The 19,957-nt window shown below is 45.4% G+C and carries 16 protein-coding genes; 10 read left to right on the forward strand and 6 right to left on the reverse strand.

The genetic code is table 11. The annotated features are described in order from the left end of the window. Positions 1-110 precede the first annotated feature (110 nt). The gene (locus PG915_RS20595; RefSeq protein ID WP_353498869.1) at positions 111-902 is read left to right on the forward strand and encodes an MBL fold metallo-hydrolase; all 792 of its coding nucleotides are present in this window, start codon (positions 111-113) and stop codon (positions 900-902) included. 16 nt (positions 903-918) lie between these two features. Continuing rightward, a complete protein-coding gene (locus PG915_RS20600; RefSeq protein WP_418643013.1) occupies positions 919-1,515 on the forward strand; it encodes an alpha-ketoglutarate-dependent dioxygenase AlkB family protein in 597 nt (198 codons plus the stop codon). A gap of 52 nt (positions 1,516-1,567) precedes the next feature. Here PG915_RS20600 and PG915_RS20605 read toward each other — a convergent pair whose 3' ends face one another. Continuing rightward, positions 1,568-3,157, reverse strand: a complete 1,590-nt coding sequence (locus PG915_RS20605) for a diaminopimelate decarboxylase family protein (RefSeq protein ID WP_353498871.1) — start codon at positions 3,155-3,157, stop codon at positions 1,568-1,570. A 574-nt stretch (positions 3,158-3,731) separates the two neighbouring features. On the opposite strand from PG915_RS20605, the gene PG915_RS20610 reads away from it, so the two are divergent. From PG915_RS20610 to PG915_RS20620, 3 genes are all read left to right on the forward strand, one after another. Further along, positions 3,732-5,108, forward strand: coding sequence for an aldehyde dehydrogenase (locus PG915_RS20610; protein ID WP_353498872.1), 1,377 nt, complete (start codon positions 3,732-3,734; stop codon positions 5,106-5,108). 411 nt (positions 5,109-5,519) lie between these two features. Beyond that, positions 5,520-6,266, forward strand: coding sequence for a sugar nucleotide-binding protein (locus PG915_RS20615; RefSeq protein WP_353498873.1), 747 nt, complete (start codon positions 5,520-5,522; stop codon positions 6,264-6,266). Positions 6,267-6,317: 51 nt separating this feature from the next. Continuing rightward, a complete protein-coding gene (locus PG915_RS20620) occupies positions 6,318-6,611 on the forward strand; it encodes a hypothetical protein (protein WP_353498874.1) in 294 nt (97 codons plus the stop codon). 43 nt (positions 6,612-6,654) lie between these two features. Here PG915_RS20620 and PG915_RS20625 read toward each other — a convergent pair whose 3' ends face one another. Next, entirely contained in the window at positions 6,655-7,350 is a 696-nt protein-coding gene (locus tag PG915_RS20625; RefSeq protein WP_353498875.1) for a response regulator, read from the reverse strand. Positions 7,351-7,373: 23 nt separating this feature from the next. After that, entirely contained in the window at positions 7,374-8,753 is a 1,380-nt protein-coding gene (locus PG915_RS20630) for an ATP-binding protein (protein ID WP_353498876.1), read from the reverse strand. A gap of 662 nt (positions 8,754-9,415) precedes the next feature. Between PG915_RS20630 and PG915_RS20635 the strand changes: the two genes are divergently transcribed. Further along, the gene (locus tag PG915_RS20635; protein ID WP_353498877.1) at positions 9,416-10,792 is read left to right on the forward strand and encodes an aldehyde dehydrogenase; all 1,377 of its coding nucleotides are present in this window, start codon (positions 9,416-9,418) and stop codon (positions 10,790-10,792) included. Positions 10,793-10,917: 125 nt separating this feature from the next. Here PG915_RS20635 and PG915_RS20640 read toward each other — a convergent pair whose 3' ends face one another. Both PG915_RS20640 and PG915_RS20645 read right to left on the reverse strand, forming a co-directional pair. Further along, positions 10,918-12,912, reverse strand: a complete 1,995-nt coding sequence (locus PG915_RS20640; RefSeq protein ID WP_353498878.1) for a DUF3466 family protein — start codon at positions 12,910-12,912, stop codon at positions 10,918-10,920. An 87-nt stretch (positions 12,913-12,999) separates the two neighbouring features. After that, complete coding sequence (locus PG915_RS20645; RefSeq protein WP_353498879.1) at positions 13,000-13,242, reverse strand: EF-hand domain-containing protein; 243 nt, start codon at positions 13,240-13,242, stop codon at positions 13,000-13,002. Positions 13,243-13,886: 644 nt separating this feature from the next. On the opposite strand from PG915_RS20645, the gene PG915_RS20650 reads away from it, so the two are divergent. From PG915_RS20650 to PG915_RS20660, 3 genes are all read left to right on the forward strand, one after another. Then, positions 13,887-15,410 (forward strand): DUF1566 domain-containing protein, encoded by a 1,524-nt coding sequence (locus tag PG915_RS20650; RefSeq protein ID WP_353498880.1) that lies wholly within the window; start codon positions 13,887-13,889, stop codon positions 15,408-15,410. A 176-nt stretch (positions 15,411-15,586) separates the two neighbouring features. Next, positions 15,587-16,378, forward strand: a complete 792-nt coding sequence (locus tag PG915_RS20655) for a hypothetical protein (RefSeq protein WP_353498881.1) — start codon at positions 15,587-15,589, stop codon at positions 16,376-16,378. Positions 16,379-16,501: 123 nt separating this feature from the next. Beyond that, on the forward strand, positions 16,502-17,983 hold the full coding sequence (locus PG915_RS20660) for an amidase (RefSeq protein ID WP_353498882.1): 1,482 nt from the start codon (positions 16,502-16,504) through the stop codon (positions 17,981-17,983). A 94-nt stretch (positions 17,984-18,077) separates the two neighbouring features. Here PG915_RS20660 and PG915_RS20665 read toward each other — a convergent pair whose 3' ends face one another. Beyond that, positions 18,078-19,112, reverse strand: coding sequence for an AraC family transcriptional regulator (locus PG915_RS20665; protein WP_353498883.1), 1,035 nt, complete (start codon positions 19,110-19,112; stop codon positions 18,078-18,080). A 97-nt stretch (positions 19,113-19,209) separates the two neighbouring features. On the opposite strand from PG915_RS20665, the gene PG915_RS20670 reads away from it, so the two are divergent. Continuing rightward, positions 19,210-19,950, forward strand: coding sequence for an SDR family NAD(P)-dependent oxidoreductase (locus PG915_RS20670; protein ID WP_353498884.1), 741 nt, complete (start codon positions 19,210-19,212; stop codon positions 19,948-19,950). Positions 19,951-19,957 lie beyond the last annotated feature (7 nt).

A 19,957-nucleotide genomic window follows, 5' to 3' on the forward strand; every position in this document is an offset into this window, starting at 1 on the left:
CTTAATGATGAATTGGTTGGCCTGATTTGAGCGATAGTTGGCACTAGGGACAGTATTGCACAGTTCTCAACAGCTGCATAATGGACTCATCTTGAGAATCGGAGGTTACTATGAAAATTCATCATCTAAGAAGCGCGACATTTGTTATTGAATCGGGCGATCACTTTATTCTTATCGACCCTATGTTGGGTAGCAAAGGGTCCATGCCTCCGTTTTCTGTGTTTCGATTCAAAGCGGAAAAAAATCCAACGGTAAATCTACCCGCGAATGCTGATGAGCTACTTGCTAAAGTGACTCATGCACTCGTGACGCACAGTCAAACCTTTGGCTTTAAGCCTCTTCAACATGGCGATCACCTAGATCCTGCTGGTGAAGCTTTTTTGATTGAAAACCGGATTCCAGTTACCACACCAAGCAAAGACAAGGCGTACCTGGAAAAGTATGGCATGACTGTCGAAAATGTTTTGGAACCGTGGCAACCGACCCCATTTTTGGGCGGACAAATTACTGCGGTACCTGCGCAGCATGGACATGGTTGGATTCATAAAGTGATGGCCAACGGTTGTGGTTTCTATATTGAGTTACCTAACGAACCAAGCATCTACATTAGTGGCGATACGGTGCTAACAAACGACGTCAATAAGGCACTCACTGAGCTTAAGCCAGACATTACTGTTGTTGCAGCGGGTCAAGCACAGATGGACGTTGGTCAGCCACTCCTTATGCCAACAGATGAGGTCATTGAATTTATTAAGCGTTCACCAGGCAAAGTTATCGCTAACCATTTGGAAGCGTTGAATCACTGCCCGGTGGATAGAACAACGCTGAAGCGAACGTTGAACGCTCATGGCTTAGTTGACAAAGTATCGGTTCCAGAGGATGGTGAAACATTCGAATTTTAAGAGCTATATAGTGGGGCTGAGCGTGCTAGAGCATCAATATGAATGGCAGGAGGTTGAAAATGGTCGCCTGCTTTACATTGAAACACTGTTTGACCATGACTCTGCTGAGGCGGTGTTCCATGAGTTACAAAGCGCGCTAAATTGGCGACAAGATAACATTCGCTTGTTTGGAAAAGTGCACCCGATCCCGAGACTTCAAGCTTGGTATGGGGATGTCAGTTATCGCTATTCTAATTTAGAGTTAGAGGCTCAGACCTGGTATCCCAAACTCGCTGAGCTAAAGGCGCTGTGTGAACAATACGCGCAACATAGGTTTAATACGGTACTCGCCAATTTGTATCGTGACGGCCAGGATTCAAATGGTTGGCATAGTGACAATGAGCCCGAGCTTGGCACCAATCCAGTGATTGCCTCACTTAGCTTTGGTGGTGAGCGGCGATTTTTGCTCAAACACAAGTCGACCGGTGAGAAATTGGAGTTCAATCTAGCATCCGGATCACTACTGATAATGGCTGGAGAAACTCAGCATTATTGGCAACATACCATTCCGAAGACTAAGCGACCTGTGGCGCCAAGGATAAATTTAACTTTTCGAAAAGTTCTGGTTCCTTAAAACAACAAAAGCTCCCCGTAGGGAGCTTTTGATTAGCTAAATCAGAGTTTGATTATGCTTTTGCAGATGCCGCTTTCTTTGTATTTTTAGCGTAGCTAGGCGTTCTTGCTACAGCACGCTTAGTTGCTGGCTTCTTCGCAGCTGGCTTTTTCTTCTTTTGCTTTAGACGCTCAGGAAGAATTTGAGTTGCGAACACATCTTCAACGGTTTCAGCACGCTTGATTAGTTCAGCTTCACCGTCTTTAACTAGCACAGTTGCAGGACGTGGTAGAGAGTTGAACTGGCTCGCTTGAGACTCTGCGTAGTGACCCACATCCATGATAGCTAGAACGTCTTTTGGCTCTAGAGCTGGCATGCGTGCACCGCTTTCCCAGATTGATGGGATACAGATTGGACCTGCGATTTCAGTTGTCTTCTCAACAAGTGGTTGAGTCATCTTGCTTGCTGGTAGAACAGGGTTCTTAGACTCTTGAGACTCAACTAGCGTCGCTAGGTAAGTTGATGCGTCAACCATTGTGTAGGTGTAGTCCATCTCTTGGTCATCTTTCACTACGTATACTGACGTTAGTAGTGTACCGATGTTACCAGCGATGTAACGACCAGGTTCTAGCCATAGTTGTGGGATCTCGAAGCCTTCTTTGTTGAATTCTTCTAGCATACCTGCACACACTACTTTCGCGTAATCTTCGATAGTGTTCGGGTTCATCATGTGCTCAGCGCTACGACACTCTGGCTCACGCTCACGTGGCCAACCGCCGCCAAGGTCGATTTGGAATGGTTGAACGCCACACTCGCGAGAGATTTCGATAACGTTGCGTGCATACTCACGGTATAGCGCATCCCAACCTTCAGGTTGCTTAGAGAAGCGGCCTAGGTGAGTGTGGAAGCCGTAGAATTCGAACACATCGATTTCTTTCACGCGGTTGATGATCTTCTTCGCTTCTTCTTTTAGCAGACCGAATTTGATCCACTTCATCGCGCCGATGAAGTTAGGGAATGGGTATGCATCTGGTTCGAAGTCGTTGAAGAAATCTTCTGGGATAACTTTCAGACGTACAGCGATGCGTACTTTTTCTTTTGGCTTCACTTCGCGAGCGATACGCTCAACAATCTCGATCTCTTCGTACGAGTCTAGGTGGACTGCGTAGCCGTACTCAATCGCTTTGCGGATAGCAAGCTCAGGCTTAACAGTACCGTTTAGTGCGATAGTCTTTGGATCCGCACCTGCGATGTAAGTTGCTTCAACTTCACCAGGACCGAAACAGTCACCACCCACGCCTTCTTCGTGACAGATAGCACGAACAGCAAAGTTAGTGTTTGATTTGATTGCAAACATCACGTTCACAGGCTTTGGCCAGTTTGAACCGAATGCTGCTTTAACGCGACGTAGGTTTCCACGTAGTGTGTCTTCGCTAAGAACGAATAGCGGGCTACCGTATTGCTCAACCAAGTCAGAAGCTTTACAGCCGCCGATGTATAGGTCGTCGCCTTTTGTTGTTAGCTCGTCAGTTGGCGTTAGGATGTTTTGTAGACGCTCAGCGTAGTTCTGGTTTGCTTTGTGTTCAGCAAGAAGACGCTGTTGCTCTTCTAATACAGAACTTAGTTGCTTTACTGAGTCTTCTAAACGCGCTTGATATTTCATATTCGTTCCTCACGAAATCGTTGAAAAGGTATGAACTGATTTGTTGGTATCTAGTGTATTCGGCGGTGGAAAAAACAACACGTCACCCAGAGTCAAAAAAACTTACACTGGCGTCTAATGTATTGCTGGTTATTGATTTTGCTGCTGAATGAAACGTTAACATTAGATTGCCGTGCTAGGTAAGTTACTTTGGGGTTACAGATACACTCCAGTATCAAGTAAGTAGCGAGATTTGTCGGTGCTACGCAAGCTCATACGTGGTTTTGTGAGCTTGGTTAACATTTTGTGAGTAAATGAATTGTGTTTACAACAAGTCAAGTAACGTCGTGGGTAAAAAGTGTCCTTTTTGCTTCTGTTCGTTCAAATATATTGACTCTCAGTGACGTTACAACTTGAAGCTGGGTGGCTAATTTATAGTCATTCAATAACGGCAAGCCAAATCACTCCGTTCCGTGATAGAGCAAACATAATCCATCGTTATTAAACAGTAAGCACAACAAGAGTTCCGTCTTTATAAAGCCTGTCTCTATAAAAATAGTTATACAGACCATTCATTCTTCACGAGGTAATCATTATGTCTTTTGATATCAATAAAGCTAAAGGTGTATTCGCAACAGTGGACGCTGCGATTGAAGCAACTCATAAAGCGCAAGTTGAGTTCTACGCAACGTCTACAAAAGAAGGCCGCGAAGCTATCCTTACTGCTATTCGTGGTGCAGTTCTAGCTAAAGCTGAAGACTTTGCGAAAATGGTTCGTGAAGAAACGAAGCTAGGTCGTGTAGAAGACAAAATTGCTAAGCACCAGCTAACGGCTGCTAAGACGCCTGGTACTGAAGTTCTAGAAACGAAAGTATGGTCTGGTGATAACGGTATCTCTCTAGAAGAGCGCGCACCTTACGGTGTTATCGGTGCGGTTACGCCTGTAACTAACCCAACTGAAACTATCGTTAACAACGCTATCTCTATGCTAGCGTCTGGTAACGCGGTAACGTTCAACGTTCACCCATCTTCAAAAGTAGTGTCTGCGGTAATGATCGACATGATCAACAAAACTATCGTTGAAGCAGGCGGTCCTGAAAACCTAGTCACTATGGTTAAAGAGCCTACTCTAGAAACGCTTAATGAAATCGCTAAGTCTCCACTTATCAACATGCTTGTTGGTACGGGTGGCCCAGGTCTAGTGAAAGCAATCCTACAATCTGGTAAGAAAGGTGTAGGCGCTGGCGCTGGTAACCCACCTGTCATCGTTGACGCTTCTGCTAACCTAGACCTAGCTGCGGTTGGCGTTTACGGCGGTGCATCTTTCGATAACAACCTACTATGTATCGGTGAGAAAGAAGTATTCGTTGAAGATGCAGTCGCTGACGAGTTCCTAGCTAAGCTAGAAGCAACGGGCGCTTACGTTCTTTCTGCAGTAGAGGCTGAGAAGCTAACTGCACAAATCCTAACTATGGATGAAATCGATGGTGCTAAGCCATGTACTGCGCAAGAAATTGCTCGCGTATGGCACCCAGTTAAGCAACACGTTGGTCAAGACGCAGGTGAAATCCTTAAGTCTATCGGTGTTGAATCAGAGACTCGTCTAGCGGTTATGGTTGTTGAGAACGATCACCCACTAGTACACGTAGAGCAAATGATGCCAGTACTTCCAGTTGTTCGTTGTGCGAACATCGACGAAGCTATCGAGCGCGCAGTAGCTGCTGAACGTGGTAACAAGCACTCTGCATGTATCTACTCTGGTAACATCGAGAACGTCACTAAGTTCGGTCGTGCTATCAATACAACTATCTTCGCTCACAACGGTCCAACACTATCTGGTGTAGGTTACAACGCTGAAGGTACTTCAACGTTTACTATCGCAGGTCCTACAGGTGAAGGTATCACAAACGCGTACTCGTTCACTCGTGCACGTCGTTTCGCAATCGCTCAAGGCGGTCTGCGTATTGTTTAATTGGTTGTTTGACTGATTGATGTGAAAAAGCCGAAGCTGTTGCTTCGGCTTTTGCTTTTTTAAGAGCACCCCCTCTAGCTCCCCCTTATTAAGGGGGAGAACAGCAGGCTCGTTCCTATCGTCACATCACCTGACTACTATGAGGCGATGCGCAGCGAGCCTGTAAGCTCCTCCCCTTTATAAGGGGAGGCTGGGAGGGGTGCTCTTCGTCTCTATCGACTCTCAATTTACCAGTAAAATTCCCAATACCACTCCCGTACAAACCGGGCACATCGTTTACAAAATTGCTCCAAAGCGGCAAAACCACACCCCTACAAACCGTGCTCCCAATCAGACTTCCCCAAACACCCAATTGAGCTCTATGCCGCTTATGGTTAACTAACCTAAGAACACAAAGTGCAGAGCAACACAATGAAAACAATCCTAATGACCGGACTCACCGGCACCCTTGCCCCAAAAGTCGCAAAACAGTTTTCTCAGCGAGGCTGGCATGTCGTAGAGTGGAATCATCACCAAGTTGCGCCTGATAGCGAACAGGACAGCAATACGTTCTGGCAAAGCCAAACGATTGATGCCGTGTGTCACATGGCGATGGGAAGTGAGGAGTGGGCAGCATGGCTTGCCAAGCGCTGTGCACAGCAAAAAATCCCTTATCTGTTCGTCAGCACCGCTATGGTGTTTGATGCTGAAGTGGATGGTCCTTATGGCATCTTCAATGAGCGCAATACAAAAGATGACTACGGTCTATATAAAGTGCGCTGTGAAGATGCGATTTGGCGGATGAATCCAGATGCTATGATTGCGCGAATTGGTTGGCAAATCCATGATGAAGCCGTTGGCAATAATATGCTCACACACCTTGAAAGGCAGCAGCGAGAAGATGGTTTAATTAGCGCTAGCCAAAGTTGGTATCCAGCTACGTCTCACATGGACGACACAGCCATGGGCTTTTTGCAGCTTATCGAAAGAAACGAGCCTGGTCTTTACCACCTTGATAGCAACGCCAATGACCGCTTGAGTTTCTATCAGTTGGTGTGCTTGCTGAAAGAACACTACAAAACGGAGTGGAAGGTAGTTGCGAATGATGCCTATCACCATGATCAGCGCTTACGAGATGAGCGTATTGCGTTGCCGCCACTGAGCGCGCGTTTTGGTTAAGCAGACTGAATTTTTGTATTAGCGATTTGAATATTGATAAGTATTCAAATCGTGATCAAAGATAAAGATCCTCAGCGCAATACTGGAATATATTACGCTCATCATCGCCTGAGAATCCCTATCTTGAAAACCAACAATGCCCTACATCAGCCGCACATTCAGCAGCATTTAAAGGACACCACCAAGTACATTAACGGTTTTTTGAAATCGAATGGGGGTGGTGCTACTGCCACCTTGGGTAGCCAAAACGACATTAAGATTAAGAATGAGCAAGGGGTGGTGGTGAAAACCTATCAAGGTGAACAGATAGCGCACAAAAAGCCGGGTGTGGATACATACGCCTGAGAAGCGACTGCATCCGTTAGTTGGACTACGTATGGCGCGAATATTAATCTTGGCTTGTCTCGATAATTTCAAACCGATACCCAACGCCATAGATGGATGTTATCCAGTCGAACTCCAAGTTAACTGCGAAGATCTTTTTACGAAGATTTTTGATGTGGCTATCAATTGTTCTATCGGTAACGACACGTCCATCAGAGTAGATTCTATCCATGAGTTGGTCGCGATTGAATACGACACCCGGGTGGCGATGAAAGTGAGCAAGTAGTTTGAACTCAGCTGGCGTCAATGGCAGAACCGTGTCTGTGACGGTGGCTTTCATTAATTGTTGGTCTACGTTCAGCAATGGATTCTTGTCGGCATCCAACGTTTCTTGGCTCGATTGAGAACGACTGCGGCGCAGGACATTTTTGACGCGCGCTACGAGCTCTCTTGGGCTGTAAGGCTTGCAAATATAGTCATCAGCCCCTAGCTCTAATCCAACTAAGCGGTCTATTTCGTCGACTTTTGCTGTTGCCATCATGACTGGCACGTCATTAAAGGTTCTTAGTTCTCGATAGATATCGAGACCATCTCGGTTCGGGAGCATTAAGTCGAGAATGATCAGTTCCGGTTGATTTTCCTTTACCCAATCAATCACTTCGTTTCCATCGCCAATCATGTGGGATTCAAAACCACTGTGATTAAGATAGTCTTGGATAACTTGAGCAAGCGATGGCTCGTCTTCAACGATAAGGATCATAAAACCTCTAATTCAGTTTCTAATTATTGTTGTTTTGGTAAGCGTACTACGACTTTCACGCCACCTAAAGATGAATGGCTGGCCTCTATCGTGCCTTGATGTGCTTCGACGATATTCTGGCAAATTGCCAACCCTAACCCTGAACCACCACTTGCGCGACTACGTGAACTGTCTACGCGATAGAGGCGATCGAACAATTTGGGCAGCGATTCATCAGGTACCCCAGGAGCGCTGTCTTCGATGATAGCGACCAGTTCATTCGCTTTTGACTGCAGAGTGATACGAATATTCCCTCTTTCATTGGTGTATCGAAAGCAGTTCTCGAACAGGTTTTGAAATACCTGTTGTATCAGTTTCGCATCCACATACAGCGACGTATCGATACTTGAGGAGTACTCCTTGGCTACGCTTAAGCTTTTTGAAGCAAATCTGAGTTCAAAGCGAGCAAGTAAATCATCCATGATGTCTGCTAGAACGACGTCGTTTCTGTGGTTGGTTCGAAATGCACTATCACTGGAAATCGACAGTGAATGTAAGTCGTCGATAAGCTGTGTAAGGGTCGTTACCTGAGCATGCAGACCTTCTAGGTATTTGGTTTCCATTGGTCTGATGCCATCTTGCAGTGCTTCAATTTCTCCTCTAAGCACCGCGACGGGTGTTCTAAGTTCATGAGAAATATCAGAAAGCCACTGCTCTCGAATCTCCTTTTGCTTAGCCAATGATGCGGCCAGAAGATTGAATGAGGAAATCAGATCCGTCAGTTCATCATTACCGATTTGCTCAATACGGTGATCTAGGTTGCCGTTGGCAATTTCTGTTGCTCCTCGGTGCAGAGCGCCTAAAGGAGTAAGCAGGTACTTAACCGTGATGAATGCAATTATTAGCGTTAGAACAAATGCAGCAACAGTCGCAGTAAAAATGTTGGCCGTTTGAGAATACATAAAGCTTTCAGCTAACCTATTTGAGACTTGGCGGCTTTGTAATACAGCTAGCCAGCCTATCGTGTTGCCTTCTTTTACTATTGGTACTCGGCTAAAAAATTGATCCTTGCTTAGTTCGTCCTGGTTAACGTTGCGTCTGAAAAGCGATTCACCATCTTGATCGAGAATGTAGATACGCATGCCTAAAGGCACGAAAAGAGCCGAGTGAGATCGACTGTTATCACGAACTCGAGGTAAGTCTGGTTCAACACGCCACGGATCCCCTGGTCGAGGTTTGGGAGGTGGCATTTCGCCGATTTGTTGTATAAGTGACCCGAAAGCTCTGGGTGAGCGCTGAAGTGGATGCCAGCCATCAGTATCTGAATAGAGTCCTGCGACGCTCTTTGCTAGGGTTTCAACTTTTTGTAATTCTTCTTGGTTCAAGTAGCTTTGTAATTCTACTTTGAAACTGGAATTGATCATAAATGCCATAGAAAGCAAAAGTATCAAGCTCGAACTAAATAGTGAGATGAAGAGTTTTTGAAACAGGGTAATTCGCATAATCGTTATGGCATTAAATATCGTGATTCAATTCTATAACCCTATTATGGAGAAAATGTGCAGAAAGCACAGTTTGCTTTGACGATAGCTTGAATTTGGTGGTTTTTTTGATCGGATTCACTATGAGGCTTACTAATAATGTGCGCCATGGTGCATTTGTTGGGGTCTTGGTAAGGTCTGTGATGTATCTTAATTGCATCCTATAGTCAGTTTGTAAACAAAGACTTAAATCATAACTGCTGCCAATGTATTGTGAGTTACTGTTACGTTCTGTCCTTAGATAAGTAACACGTTTTGTCCCGCACGCCAGTCCGATTGAAGCGTGAGTTAAGCTAACTTTATGATCTTTGGTAGCACTTTTATGTTTCCTTTTCGAGGTAAAAAACCGTCAAGTAACATACTTGGTCAAATTAGGTATCTTGGTCAATAAACTTGACGCTCAGTGACATAGTTTGGGTGAATGCTTGGGTTAAATTAGCATCATCTTGAGGCGGGCAATAGACCTAGCCAACAAGCTCAAAAGAGCAATCTAGGCGACGATAAAGCCCAGCTCTTATAGCACCAAATCTCACGAGGTAATCACTATGTCTTTTGATATCAATAACGCTAAAGGTGTATTCGCGACAGTGGACGCTGCGATTGAAGCAACTCACAAAGCTCAAATCGAGTACTACGTAAACTGTACCAAAGAAGGTCGCGAAGCCATCATCACCGCGATGCGTGGTGCAGTACTAGCGCGTGCAGAAGACTTTGCAAAATTAGTTCGTGAAGAGACAAAACTAGGCCGTGTTGAAGACAAAATCGCTAAGCACCAGCTGACAGCAGCAAAAACGCCAGGCACTGAGATCCTAGAAACTCAGGTTTGGTCTGGTGATAACGGTATTTCTCTTGGTGAGCGTGCACCTTACGGGGTGATTGGCGCAGTAACGCCAGTGACTAACCCAACAGAAACTATCGTTAACAACGCTATCTCTATGCTAGCAGGTGGTAACGCAGTCACGTTCAACGTTCACCCATCATCAAAAGTTGTGTCGGCGATGATGATTGACCTTCTTAACGAAACGATCATTGCAGCAGGCGGCCCAGAAAACCTAGTGACTATGGTTCAAGAGCCAACACTAGAAACGCTAAATGAAATCGCGAGCTCGCCACTAGTGAACATGCTAGTTGGTACTGGTGGTCCGGGTCTAGTTAAGGCTATCCTGCAATCTGGTAAGAAAGGTGTAGGCGCAGGTGCTGGTAACCCACCTGTTATCGTTGATGCTTCTGCAAACCTAGACTTAGCAGCTGCAGGCGTATACGGTGGTGCTTCTTTCGATAACAACCTACTTTGTATCGGTGAAAAAGAAGTATTCGTTGAAGAAGCCGTTGCAGACGCGTTCCTAGACAAGCTTGAAGAAGTTGGCGCATATGTTTTGACAGCGGAAGAAGCTGAGAAGCTAACAGAAGAAATTCTAACACTAGACGAGTTCGAAGGTGCGAAACCTTGCACTGCACACGAGATTTCTCGTGTATGGCACCCAGTTAAAAAGCACGTAGGTCAAGATGCGGGTCAAATCCTAAAGTCTATCGGCGTTAAGTCAGACACTCGCCTTGCAGTAATGTTGGTTGAGAACGACCACCCACTCGTACACGTAGAGCAAATGATGCCAGTACTACCAGTGGTTATCTGTAAAGACATCGACGAAGCGATTGAGCGTGCGGTAGCAGCTGAGCGTGGTAACAAGCACTCTGCATGTATCTACTCAGGCAACATTGAGAACGTAACTAAGTTTGGTGGCCGAATCAACACCACTATCTTCGCACACAATGGTCCAACGTTATCTGGTGTTGGCTACAACGCAGAAGGTACGTCAACGTTCACTATCGCAGGTCCAACAGGCGAAGGTATTACTAACGCACTATCGTTCACCCGTGCACGTCGCTTCGCGATTGCTCAAGGTGGCCTACGCATCGTTTAATCGACAGCGAATAACCGAATATCTCATCACTCTTCCCAAGCGATGATATATCTAGCCGAGCGAAAGCTCGGCTTTTTTTGATCTTCATCTAGGCGAAGTGACATATCAGTAAATTGGTTGAGACGTTATAGTGTGAGTGACGGTGTACCATCAATGAGGTTGCGCCACCCATCTCGCACGACCCTGAATGCCAGTAATAAAAAGATGCCCATTAAAGTCATACTGCCGCCTTCTCGGGTAACGGTAGCGGTGTTTTCCGATCGGCTCTGAATATCGCTGCTGGTAGCTCCCTGTATAGGGATGAGTTTTACGGCGACAACGGTTTCGGCTTCTATTCCGTTGCCACAAGTGGCGAAGTGATCCGTGGAGTCATAACCCGAAGCGCATTTGATGGCTGTCGCTGAAATCACTCCTGCATCGTTGATGTCTGATGCAGTGACAATACGATAGGCATTGTTTAAGTCGCTGTAACTGCCTCCATTGGTGAGATCATCTAGCCACCATGCGCGTGAGTTGAATAGAGTTATGCGCGATTCATCGCTTCCAATGCCATTGTAAGGAAAGATGTAGCCTCGACGGCGACGTTGCGGCCCATCAATTTCGGTATGATTTTCAGCATCCACTTCACCAACGATTTCGTTATGTTGGTTGATTGCATTGGCATGCCCTCCAGCACCGACAAAGAAAATCGACTGTGACAGTTCGCTGAAATAGGTCGCTGATGGTGTGGATTGTCCCGCGTCAGCAATGAACATTCGGTTTGCTGCAGCACCACCCTCAGGTACACTCCCCAAACGCTTGGTTTCGCCAATAACAATCAGCTGGGAGTTAATATCTGTAGCGACAGAGTTGCTGTAGTAATAGCTATCGTCGTACTCGAGTTTAGCATTGCTAATAAATACCGATGTCCAGGCGTTTTCTTCAACAGAGAAGTCATCGGTGGTGGTTGGCAAGTATACCGCAGCTTGCATGATGAGATTGTCATCAGCGAGATCGGAGTTGAATCCAACCAATACAGGTAAACCTAAATAATGACTGTCACTGCGTTCGACAATGGTTGCGGCTCGAATGCTGGCCTGTGCTGATGCATAGTTATAGTTGTCATAGCTAGTGGCCCAAGAGCTGGCCGGAAAGCGAGTTTTACCATCGTCGGCCAGCGACCAGATAAAGGCTTGTGTCGCAAACCCAAAGTGCTGGCAAGCACTGGATAGGATAGGATGTTCAAGCTCTATACAGCCACTAAGATCTAGTGAGTTATAGTACTTTGAGGTGTCTGAGTAATCGAAGGTCGCGACCGAGGCACTGCCGACAACATAGGTCTGACTGTCCACACCATTGGCGGGGTAGGTAAAGCTATCAAAGGCAATGGTTGAACCCATTTCTTCAACCATTAACTGCTCACCCTCGTAGTCCGCAAAGCTCAGAGCTGAATTGGCAAGCGGTTCTAGGGATGTGGTCTTTCCATCGGAAAAGACAAGCCCACGGCCGCCATAAGGCTGTACATAATACCCGTCATAGTCAAAATAGCCGCTGCTGCTATTAGCGATGATATGGCCTGCGGAGTCGATAGTACGAGCTTTTATGTCGATGGTGCTTTCGACTGCAAATAGCATCTCTTCATAGCCAGAAGGGATGTCAGGGTCGATGTCCAGTGGCGAGTCGTATTCCATAAAGGAGTGGTAGAGCGGTGTGTAGCTTGCGTTGTAAAATGCATCTTGATGGTTTTCGAGACCGCCAATACCTGTACTGGCATCCCCATACCACCGATTGCTCGCCCATGCCTCACAGGTTGCGTAGCCTAACTCGCTGTCACAATAATCGTAAAGATCATCATAATCGAGATAGTAGAAGTGGTTATCAACGCCAAAAGCGACCTCTTGGTCTAGTGGTATTCCCTCCATACCATTCATGCTATAGCCAAGCGCACTGTATTGGTTGTCAGTACAATTATCTTCAAAACACCATTCTGATGAGGAAGGTGCGATGGCCGTAGAATAGTATTCGTTAGCTTCAGTAGCAATTGAGGTGTCTACCTCTACCACACGATAGAGCGCTGCGGCGCTGGTAAAAGAGTAGGTAAGCAGAGTGCAAACCAAAGGGAAGTGGACAACTTTGGACACGTATTAACCTTATTTCCATATAACAAATGAACACATAGCTTTTTAGGCACTATGTTGTAGTTAGAGCCGGCTTTGAGAGTCACCGTCTCAGCTGCGACGTTTAGGTGGTTCGGGTAGTTCCGATTCCGATAACGCGCCATCACCATCACTATCAAGCAGATCCAACTCGTCCAATAAACGGCCTTTGAGCTCATCTTTTGTCAGTAGCCCATCACCGTTTGCATCCATTTCTTCAAAGGAAGGCGGCTTACGGCGTTCTTCCTGAGCTTGAGCGGGGTGATATGCGCCAGCAAGCAGCAAAGCGCTTAGAGCGAGAGCAAATTTCTTCATGTTAATTTCTCTAAAAATCAAAAGTGAATGTTCATTGTGTCGCCTGATTGAGCAGAGAAAGTGAGACGAATGTGTAGAAAATAAGGAGAAAGCAAAGGAGGACATAGAATGCGCGTTAATTGACTAAAAAGTTCAACCATTGGGCGCAGACTATAAGAACTCGGACGACGGTTTCTATCGTCAGAACGCCTAATATTCCAGCACCAAAAAATAGTGAGCCACCGAATACAATTTTAGAAGGGTTTTTCATATCAATTTCGTTTCCTTGTAGAGCGTTATGTTTAGGTTCTGTATCGACAAACCGTTTTGTTCACTAAAAAGATAACCCGAGTGCGTGTTTAACAAATGCGCTCAGAACCAGTGAAGGCAATATCGTGAGAACGAGTAGGGAAAGTAGAAAAACCAATACTCTGTTCATTCATCAGTCCTTGATAGATCATTGATAGCTGATTGATTAGTACGCTAATTAAACAATGTGTAGGGAGTATGAAGAAAATGCAGATGTCGACAGAAAATTGTGTCGTTTGAACGGGGGCTAATCGGTGTTTTTATTATCTCTATATTTTCTGAACATTTTGGATTCATAGTAGTGCGGTCGAAAAGAATGACCTCAAGATTAAGTCGTTCGCTTATTAGGAGGCACTATGAGCCAATCAAAATTAATTCACACGTCTCTAGGACTTAACCGCTGCATGTTTCGTTTAGTAAAATTGTCGGCGGAAATTGCACTATTGGGTGTCAGTACACACTCGTTTGCCCAATTAACCTATACCATTGTTGATACAAACCAAACTGAATGTTTAGGCGATTCTCTAACAATGGGTTCTTGTCGAAGTGAGCGAGCGTTTGGTCAAGATGCGCAATATCAAGGGTATGTTCCCAGCTATACCGCTCATGGCGATGGCACGGTAACAGATAACAACACGGGGTTAGTGTGGGCTCAAACGACGGACCTCAATGGTGATGGAAAAATTACCGCCGACGATAAAGTCACTTACGATCAAGGTATTGCGTATGCTTCTAGTTTAAAGCTCGGTGGACACAACGATTGGCGCGTCCCAACCATTAAAGAGTTGTATTCTTTAATGTTGTTTGATGGTGAAGACCCTAGTGGCATCAATGGTACTGGCACTTACTCAATTAGGCCGTTTATCGACCACTCTGTATTTGGCTTCGAATCTGGTGATATGGACGCCGGTGAGCGGTTGATTGACTCTCAATACCTAAGCTCTACCAAATACGTATCAACGACCATGAATGGTGATGAAACGATTTTTGGCGTTAACTTCATTGATGGACGAATCAAGGGTTATGGGGCGACATCTCCAAGAGGGGGTGAAAAAACGTTTTATCTTCTGACGGTAAGAGGTAACAACGATTATGGCATCAATAACCTAGTTGATAACCGTGATAAGACAGTCACAGACAAAGCAACTGGCCTGACGTGGCAGCAAGGTGACAGCCAGCAAGGGATGGATTGGTTTAGTGGAATACAGTACTGTGAAAATCTAGAGCTTGCAGGAAAAAGCGATTGGCGAATGCCAAATATCAAAGAATTACAATCGATTGTGGACTATTCTCGCTCCCCGGATACAACCAGTAGTGCAGCTATTGATTCTGTATTTGAAGCCAGCACCATCATCAACGAAGGTCAAAAAGTCGATTACGCGAACTACTGGAGTAGCACAACACACGCGAACCTAAAGAACACTAATAATGCTGCTTATATCGCATTTGGGAGTTCTTTAGGATACATCAATGGTGAATGGATTGATGTGCACGGCGCAGGCGCTCAGCGTAGTGACCCGAAACAATACAACGGCGTCGATTATCCACAAGGACATGGTCCCCAAGGTGATGCGGTTCGTTATGAAAACTTCGTTCGTTGTGTGACCGACCAAAATACTCAGTATGTGCAAAACCCAACTAAACTAGAGCGAGAAACTAAGCAATACACGCTTTCTGGCAGTGCCACGAGTGCTGATAGTCAAAAAAAGGATGGCAGACGAGGGCGCAATCCAATGGCAAATATGGACAGTAATGGCGATGGGAAACTATCAAAGTCTGAAGTGCGGGGGCCGCTAAGAAATGACTTTTCTCGCATCGACCGTAACAACGATGGTTTTATTTCGGGAGATGAGATACCGCAACGTCCAGTTAGAAAGTAAGGCTTTATAGGGCAGAGCTTTGAATCGAAGCTCTGCTTTCAAACCATCTCTAAACATCGACTTCTCTCTCCAGCGACACGCGACTCTTTCTCACGGATATTTAATATGCACATTGATTACTATTGGTAAACCAAGCAAACTGACTAGATGGAAAATGACGTTGTCCAAGAGGTGTCATGAAAGTCAAAATTGCTTTACTTTTCTTAGTCTTAATGTGCGCCTTGAAATCATACGGTAGTGTACTAACACTACCTACTTGCCAGTTTGCGCGCTCCCTTGATACTGAGGTGCATTTTTACATTAGCAAAGATATATTGGATGAGTATTCACCACAGTTCGTTAAAGCCAAAATAGACGCTTGGATCGCGTATTCCAACCTGACACTTAAAAACTCGTGTATTCCAACGACCCGTCGTGTAACTCACGTTGAATATGTGTCGCAAATTGATAGTTCTTGGTTTCAGGACATCGCGGTCGCTGAAAGACTGCTTATCAATGAGCTCAATCGAACCTTTCCAGAGGTGAACAAACAAGGTGAGCCTATTTTTAACGCGATAGTGTTTGCCAACGCATTTGATAGCTACAAATCGCTCTATTGCGGTTACGCTTCAAGCTCCTCGTTCTTTTTTACTATCGCTATCAACTGCCCCGACTCGATACTCGAACATGAAATTGGTCATCTTAGTGGCGCTTCTCATGACATTAAAACGCTGAGTTACTATGAAGAGTTTGATTTAGATGCACATCGGTTAAGCACTTATCCTCCGCTAAAAAACTACTCTCTTGGCTACATATGTGGCGAACGGGGTACAATTATGTCTTATGAAGATAATCATATGCCAGTTTATTCAAGTCCCGATATTAAGTGGAATGGTAAGGAGTGTGGAGAGAGTGACAGGGCGGATAATCGGCGGGTTATGGTTGAATTTGCTAGGCAGTATTCTAAAGTATCGCTCATCAACGACTAATGCTAGTCACATCGCTTGTTCGAGTTACTATAGATTTCCGGTATGTTACCGTTACATATACTTACCTCTGTCAATCGCGGTCGCTATAGTTGAGCTAACTATATTATTTTGAAGGGGAAAATCATGCCACTGAATCGTCGAAGCTTCCTAAAATCTGCCATGGCGTTGTCCGCTGCCACTATGACTTCTCCTTCATTTGCGACTAAGTCAGGAGAGACAATGAGTATCGAGAGTATCCACAATATGACGGCCACTGAGATGAGAGCAAAGCTACTTGCTAAAGAAGTGACGTCAGAGCAGCTAGTTTTGGCATGTCTAACTCAAATTGAAACTCATAATCCAAAGCTCAATGCGGTGTTCCAAATTCAAAAGCAAGAAGCGATTGCACAAGCTAGAAGAGCGGACTTAGCCTTGAAAGCGGGTGAGCCGGTAGGGCCACTGCACGGTATTCCATTTACACTTAAAGACTTGTTTGAGACTAAAGGAGTTATTACCACTGCGGGTAGTAATATGTTCAAAGACAATGTCCCAGAGCAAGATGCGACGCTGGTGAAAAGACTAAAAGCGGCAGGCGCTATTTTGCTAGGTAAGTCGAATACACCTGAACTCGCACTTTCAGATGAGTGCAACAGCCCTGTTTATGGTCGAACCAACAACCCTTATGACCTAACTAGAACGCCAGGTGGTAGCTCTGGTGGCGCTGCGGCAGCCATCGCGGCAAGAATGATACCATTTGATATTGGTAGCGACATTGGTGGTAGCGTACGTTTGCCAGCGCATTTTTGTGGTATTTGTGCTTTAAAACCGACTCATGGCCGCATTCCAACCACAGGGCATATCCCGAGCTACGGCGACGCTTTTTCTCAATTTAACCATGCTGGTCCAATGGCGCGCAGTGTGGATGATTTGGAGCTATTGTTAGAAGTGCTAAACGGTCCAGACTGGAAAGACCCGTTTGCACAAGACGTTCCTTTGGCCGCTAGCAGCGATGTAAAAGTCAATGAACTGCGCATCGGTTTCTACACCGATGATGGTTTGGTCACCGTACCAGAGATGTACAAAGACGCGGTTAACAACGCTGTGGAAGCGCTTAAAAAATCGGGTTGTGAGACGTCGCACCAACTACCAGAGCAAGTCCAATTTGGTGGTGAAATACTGGTGGAACACTTCTTATATGATGGTAGCGAGCATTTAAGAAACTTTGTGAATGCCAACAACCCAGAGTTAATGGGTGAAGAGCTTAAAGGCTGGTTGTCTTTAGGTATTGATGCAACCGTTGAAGACGCGCAAAAGGCTAATGCACGCTTAGCGAAGCTGCGCAATTCAATGATTCAAGTATTTGAAAATGCAGATGTGTTGATTGCACCAGTAGCGCCAGTTGTTGCATTTAAGCACAACTCAGCCGATGGCACGGCGGACTCATCGATGATGCAAGCCTACAACCTAACAGGTTGGCCGGTTGCAACCATTCCAGTCGCAATGAACGAAGATGGATTGCCGATTGGCATTCAAATTATTGGACGTCCATGGAAAGATGAAGAGGTGCTAGCGGCTGCGAAAGCGATTGAATCTAGCCTTCCTGCATTACCAGCGCCTGTTTTATAAGTGCTGAGCTAACGATGGTTGGGAGTGATCGTTAGTTAACGCAACTCAATAACGTAGGGTAGGTTACTGAAAAGTACCTACCCTTTGTTTTAATTTACTGGATACTTTTCTTAGTATTCAGACGTCTAAGTTGACTAGGGGGCATGGAAAACCAACGCTTACAAGCTCGGCAGAAGTTTGCACTGTCGCTAAAACCAAGCCATTCGGCAACCGTCGATAACGGTAATGCCGTCATTGTCACATAGTGATAGCACACTAGCATGTGTACCTCATCTTTCATCGTCGTTAGGCTTTTATTGTACTTAGCAAGGCGTCGCTTCATCGTTGCAACACTGCAGTGATGCTGTGTGGCGAGTTCAGGTAAGGTTACTTCTGTGCTGCGCTGTGCGATTTGATCGTAAATCGAGTGGTAAATCTCTGCTAGGAAACGGTTTTCATCATTACCTTCTTGCTCCGACCAAGAGTTAAATAGTGTCGTGATCATGGGAGATGATGCCCCCATAGCTCTTGACCAATCTGAAGCCGGCAGTTCGATGTAAGTGCAGGGGGCACAAAACTCAATGTTGGTGCCAAACAGGTCGTTGAGGCCTTGGCTATTACCTTGTTCAGGCGCTTGTAAACACACTCTGGTTGCTTGTAACTGAGTTTGTGTTAACTGAGTAAGAAGTTGCCAGCAAGCCATCAGTGCATCTTCAAATTGCCAAGCGACGGTGTTTCGTTCATCTTCAAACTCCACATATAGTCTTCCGGAGTCTTCACAGAATCTAATTTGGAGAATGGCCTCAAATTGCGGTGCGTAGAGCGAGATCAAGCGCACGGCACTGGTTAAGTCTGGCGCGCTTTGTAGAGCTATATTGAAACGCCCAAAACTTTCCACCGAGAACAATTCTCCTAAAGCAAAGCCCGCATGGTAATGCCCAGCGTGCCACAACGATTCGATAGACTCTTTTTGTAGCGCGACGAGAGTAGCAATATCGATACGCTGTTGGGAGATAAGCAGTTGCTCAACTTTAATCGATACTGTGTTTACCTCTTGGTATCGCCTGAACAGCGTCCGCAGGTTTTTTAGCGTGTCTTGATTGTAATCATAAGGGGCAACTAGAGGCCCAACCGCACTGATAATATCCATGGTAACCTAAAAGTAATCTTGAGCTATAAGAACAATTATACTCGATTTTTGTCAAGTATAGTGAATACAGAAATCGAGATGACCACAGGAGATAATTATGAAAGTTGCAATGGTTACAGGCGCTTATCAAGGAATTGGCTTAGCGACATGTGAGCTACTTATGGAGCAAGGTTACGCGGTTGTGATGGGAGACATCCAAGACTGCTCTGAAAAAGCAAAAACATATAGAGAGCAGGGCTATGAGGTGACGCCGGTTGTAATCAACCTTGCTGACACAAATACGTTTTCTGCGGTGTATCAAACCATTGAGGAAACCTATGGTCATTTAGATGCACTCATCAACAACGCCGCTATTTTGAAAGATTTTGGTATTGGTCCTATTGAACTTCAGGAAGAGATGCTTCGTGAAGTGCTAGAAATCAACCAAATTGGTCCGTTTTTGTTGACACAAAAACTGATCCCATTACTCAAGAAGTCTCAAGAACCGCGCATTGTGAACCTCTCGACACAGGTGGCACAGCTTGCACAGTTAAGTGATATGGATTCGCCGTTGAAAGACGATATTTGCTCTGCGTATCAAATGAGCAAAATTGGTGTTAACGCCAATACCGTCTTGTTCGCTAAAGCACTAGAGCCGTTTTCGGGCAAAGTAAATAGCTGTTGCCCTGGCTGGGTAGAGACAGACATGAACCTCGATGATCTGCCTGATTATGGTGACTCACAAGCGAGACCTAAAACTGTTAGAGAAGGGGCGGACACTTCTGTTTGGTTAGCAACACTCACAAAAGAAGGACCCACTGCTGGCTTCTTCACAGATCGTCAACGTATTGATTGGTAGGAGAGAA

The sequence above is a fragment of the Vibrio sp. CB1-14 genome (assembly GCF_040412085.2).
In the GTDB taxonomy this organism is placed as follows: Bacteria; Pseudomonadota; Gammaproteobacteria; order Enterobacterales; family Vibrionaceae; genus Vibrio; species Vibrio chaetopteri.

Coding starts and splice junctions, on each gene's coding strand:
- PG915_RS20655 (WP_353498881.1), top strand. CDS start 15,587: ATGAAAGTCAAAATTGCTTTACTTTTCTTAGTCTTAATGTGCGCCTTG.
- PG915_RS20630 (WP_353498876.1), bottom strand. CDS start 8,753: ATGATCAATTCCAGTTTCAAAGTAGAATTACAAAGCTACTTGAACCAA.
- PG915_RS20660 (WP_353498882.1), top strand. CDS start 16,502: ATGCCACTGAATCGTCGAAGCTTCCTAAAATCTGCCATGGCGTTGTCC.
- PG915_RS20665 (WP_353498883.1), bottom strand. CDS start 19,112: ATGGATATTATCAGTGCGGTTGGGCCTCTAGTTGCCCCTTATGATTAC.
- PG915_RS20670 (WP_353498884.1), top strand. CDS start 19,210: ATGAAAGTTGCAATGGTTACAGGCGCTTATCAAGGAATTGGCTTAGCG.
- PG915_RS20645 (WP_353498879.1), bottom strand. CDS start 13,242: ATGAAGAAATTTGCTCTCGCTCTAAGCGCTTTGCTGCTTGCTGGCGCA.
- PG915_RS20650 (WP_353498880.1), top strand. CDS start 13,887: ATGAGCCAATCAAAATTAATTCACACGTCTCTAGGACTTAACCGCTGC.
- PG915_RS20605 (WP_353498871.1), bottom strand. CDS start 3,157: ATGAAATATCAAGCGCGTTTAGAAGACTCAGTAAAGCAACTAAGTTCT.
- PG915_RS20595 (WP_353498869.1), top strand. CDS start 111: ATGAAAATTCATCATCTAAGAAGCGCGACATTTGTTATTGAATCGGGC.
- PG915_RS20635 (WP_353498877.1), top strand. CDS start 9,416: ATGTCTTTTGATATCAATAACGCTAAAGGTGTATTCGCGACAGTGGAC.
- PG915_RS20610 (WP_353498872.1), top strand. CDS start 3,732: ATGTCTTTTGATATCAATAAAGCTAAAGGTGTATTCGCAACAGTGGAC.
- PG915_RS20615 (WP_353498873.1), top strand. CDS start 5,520: ATGAAAACAATCCTAATGACCGGACTCACCGGCACCCTTGCCCCAAAA.
- PG915_RS20625 (WP_353498875.1), bottom strand. CDS start 7,350: ATGATCCTTATCGTTGAAGACGAGCCATCGCTTGCTCAAGTTATCCAA.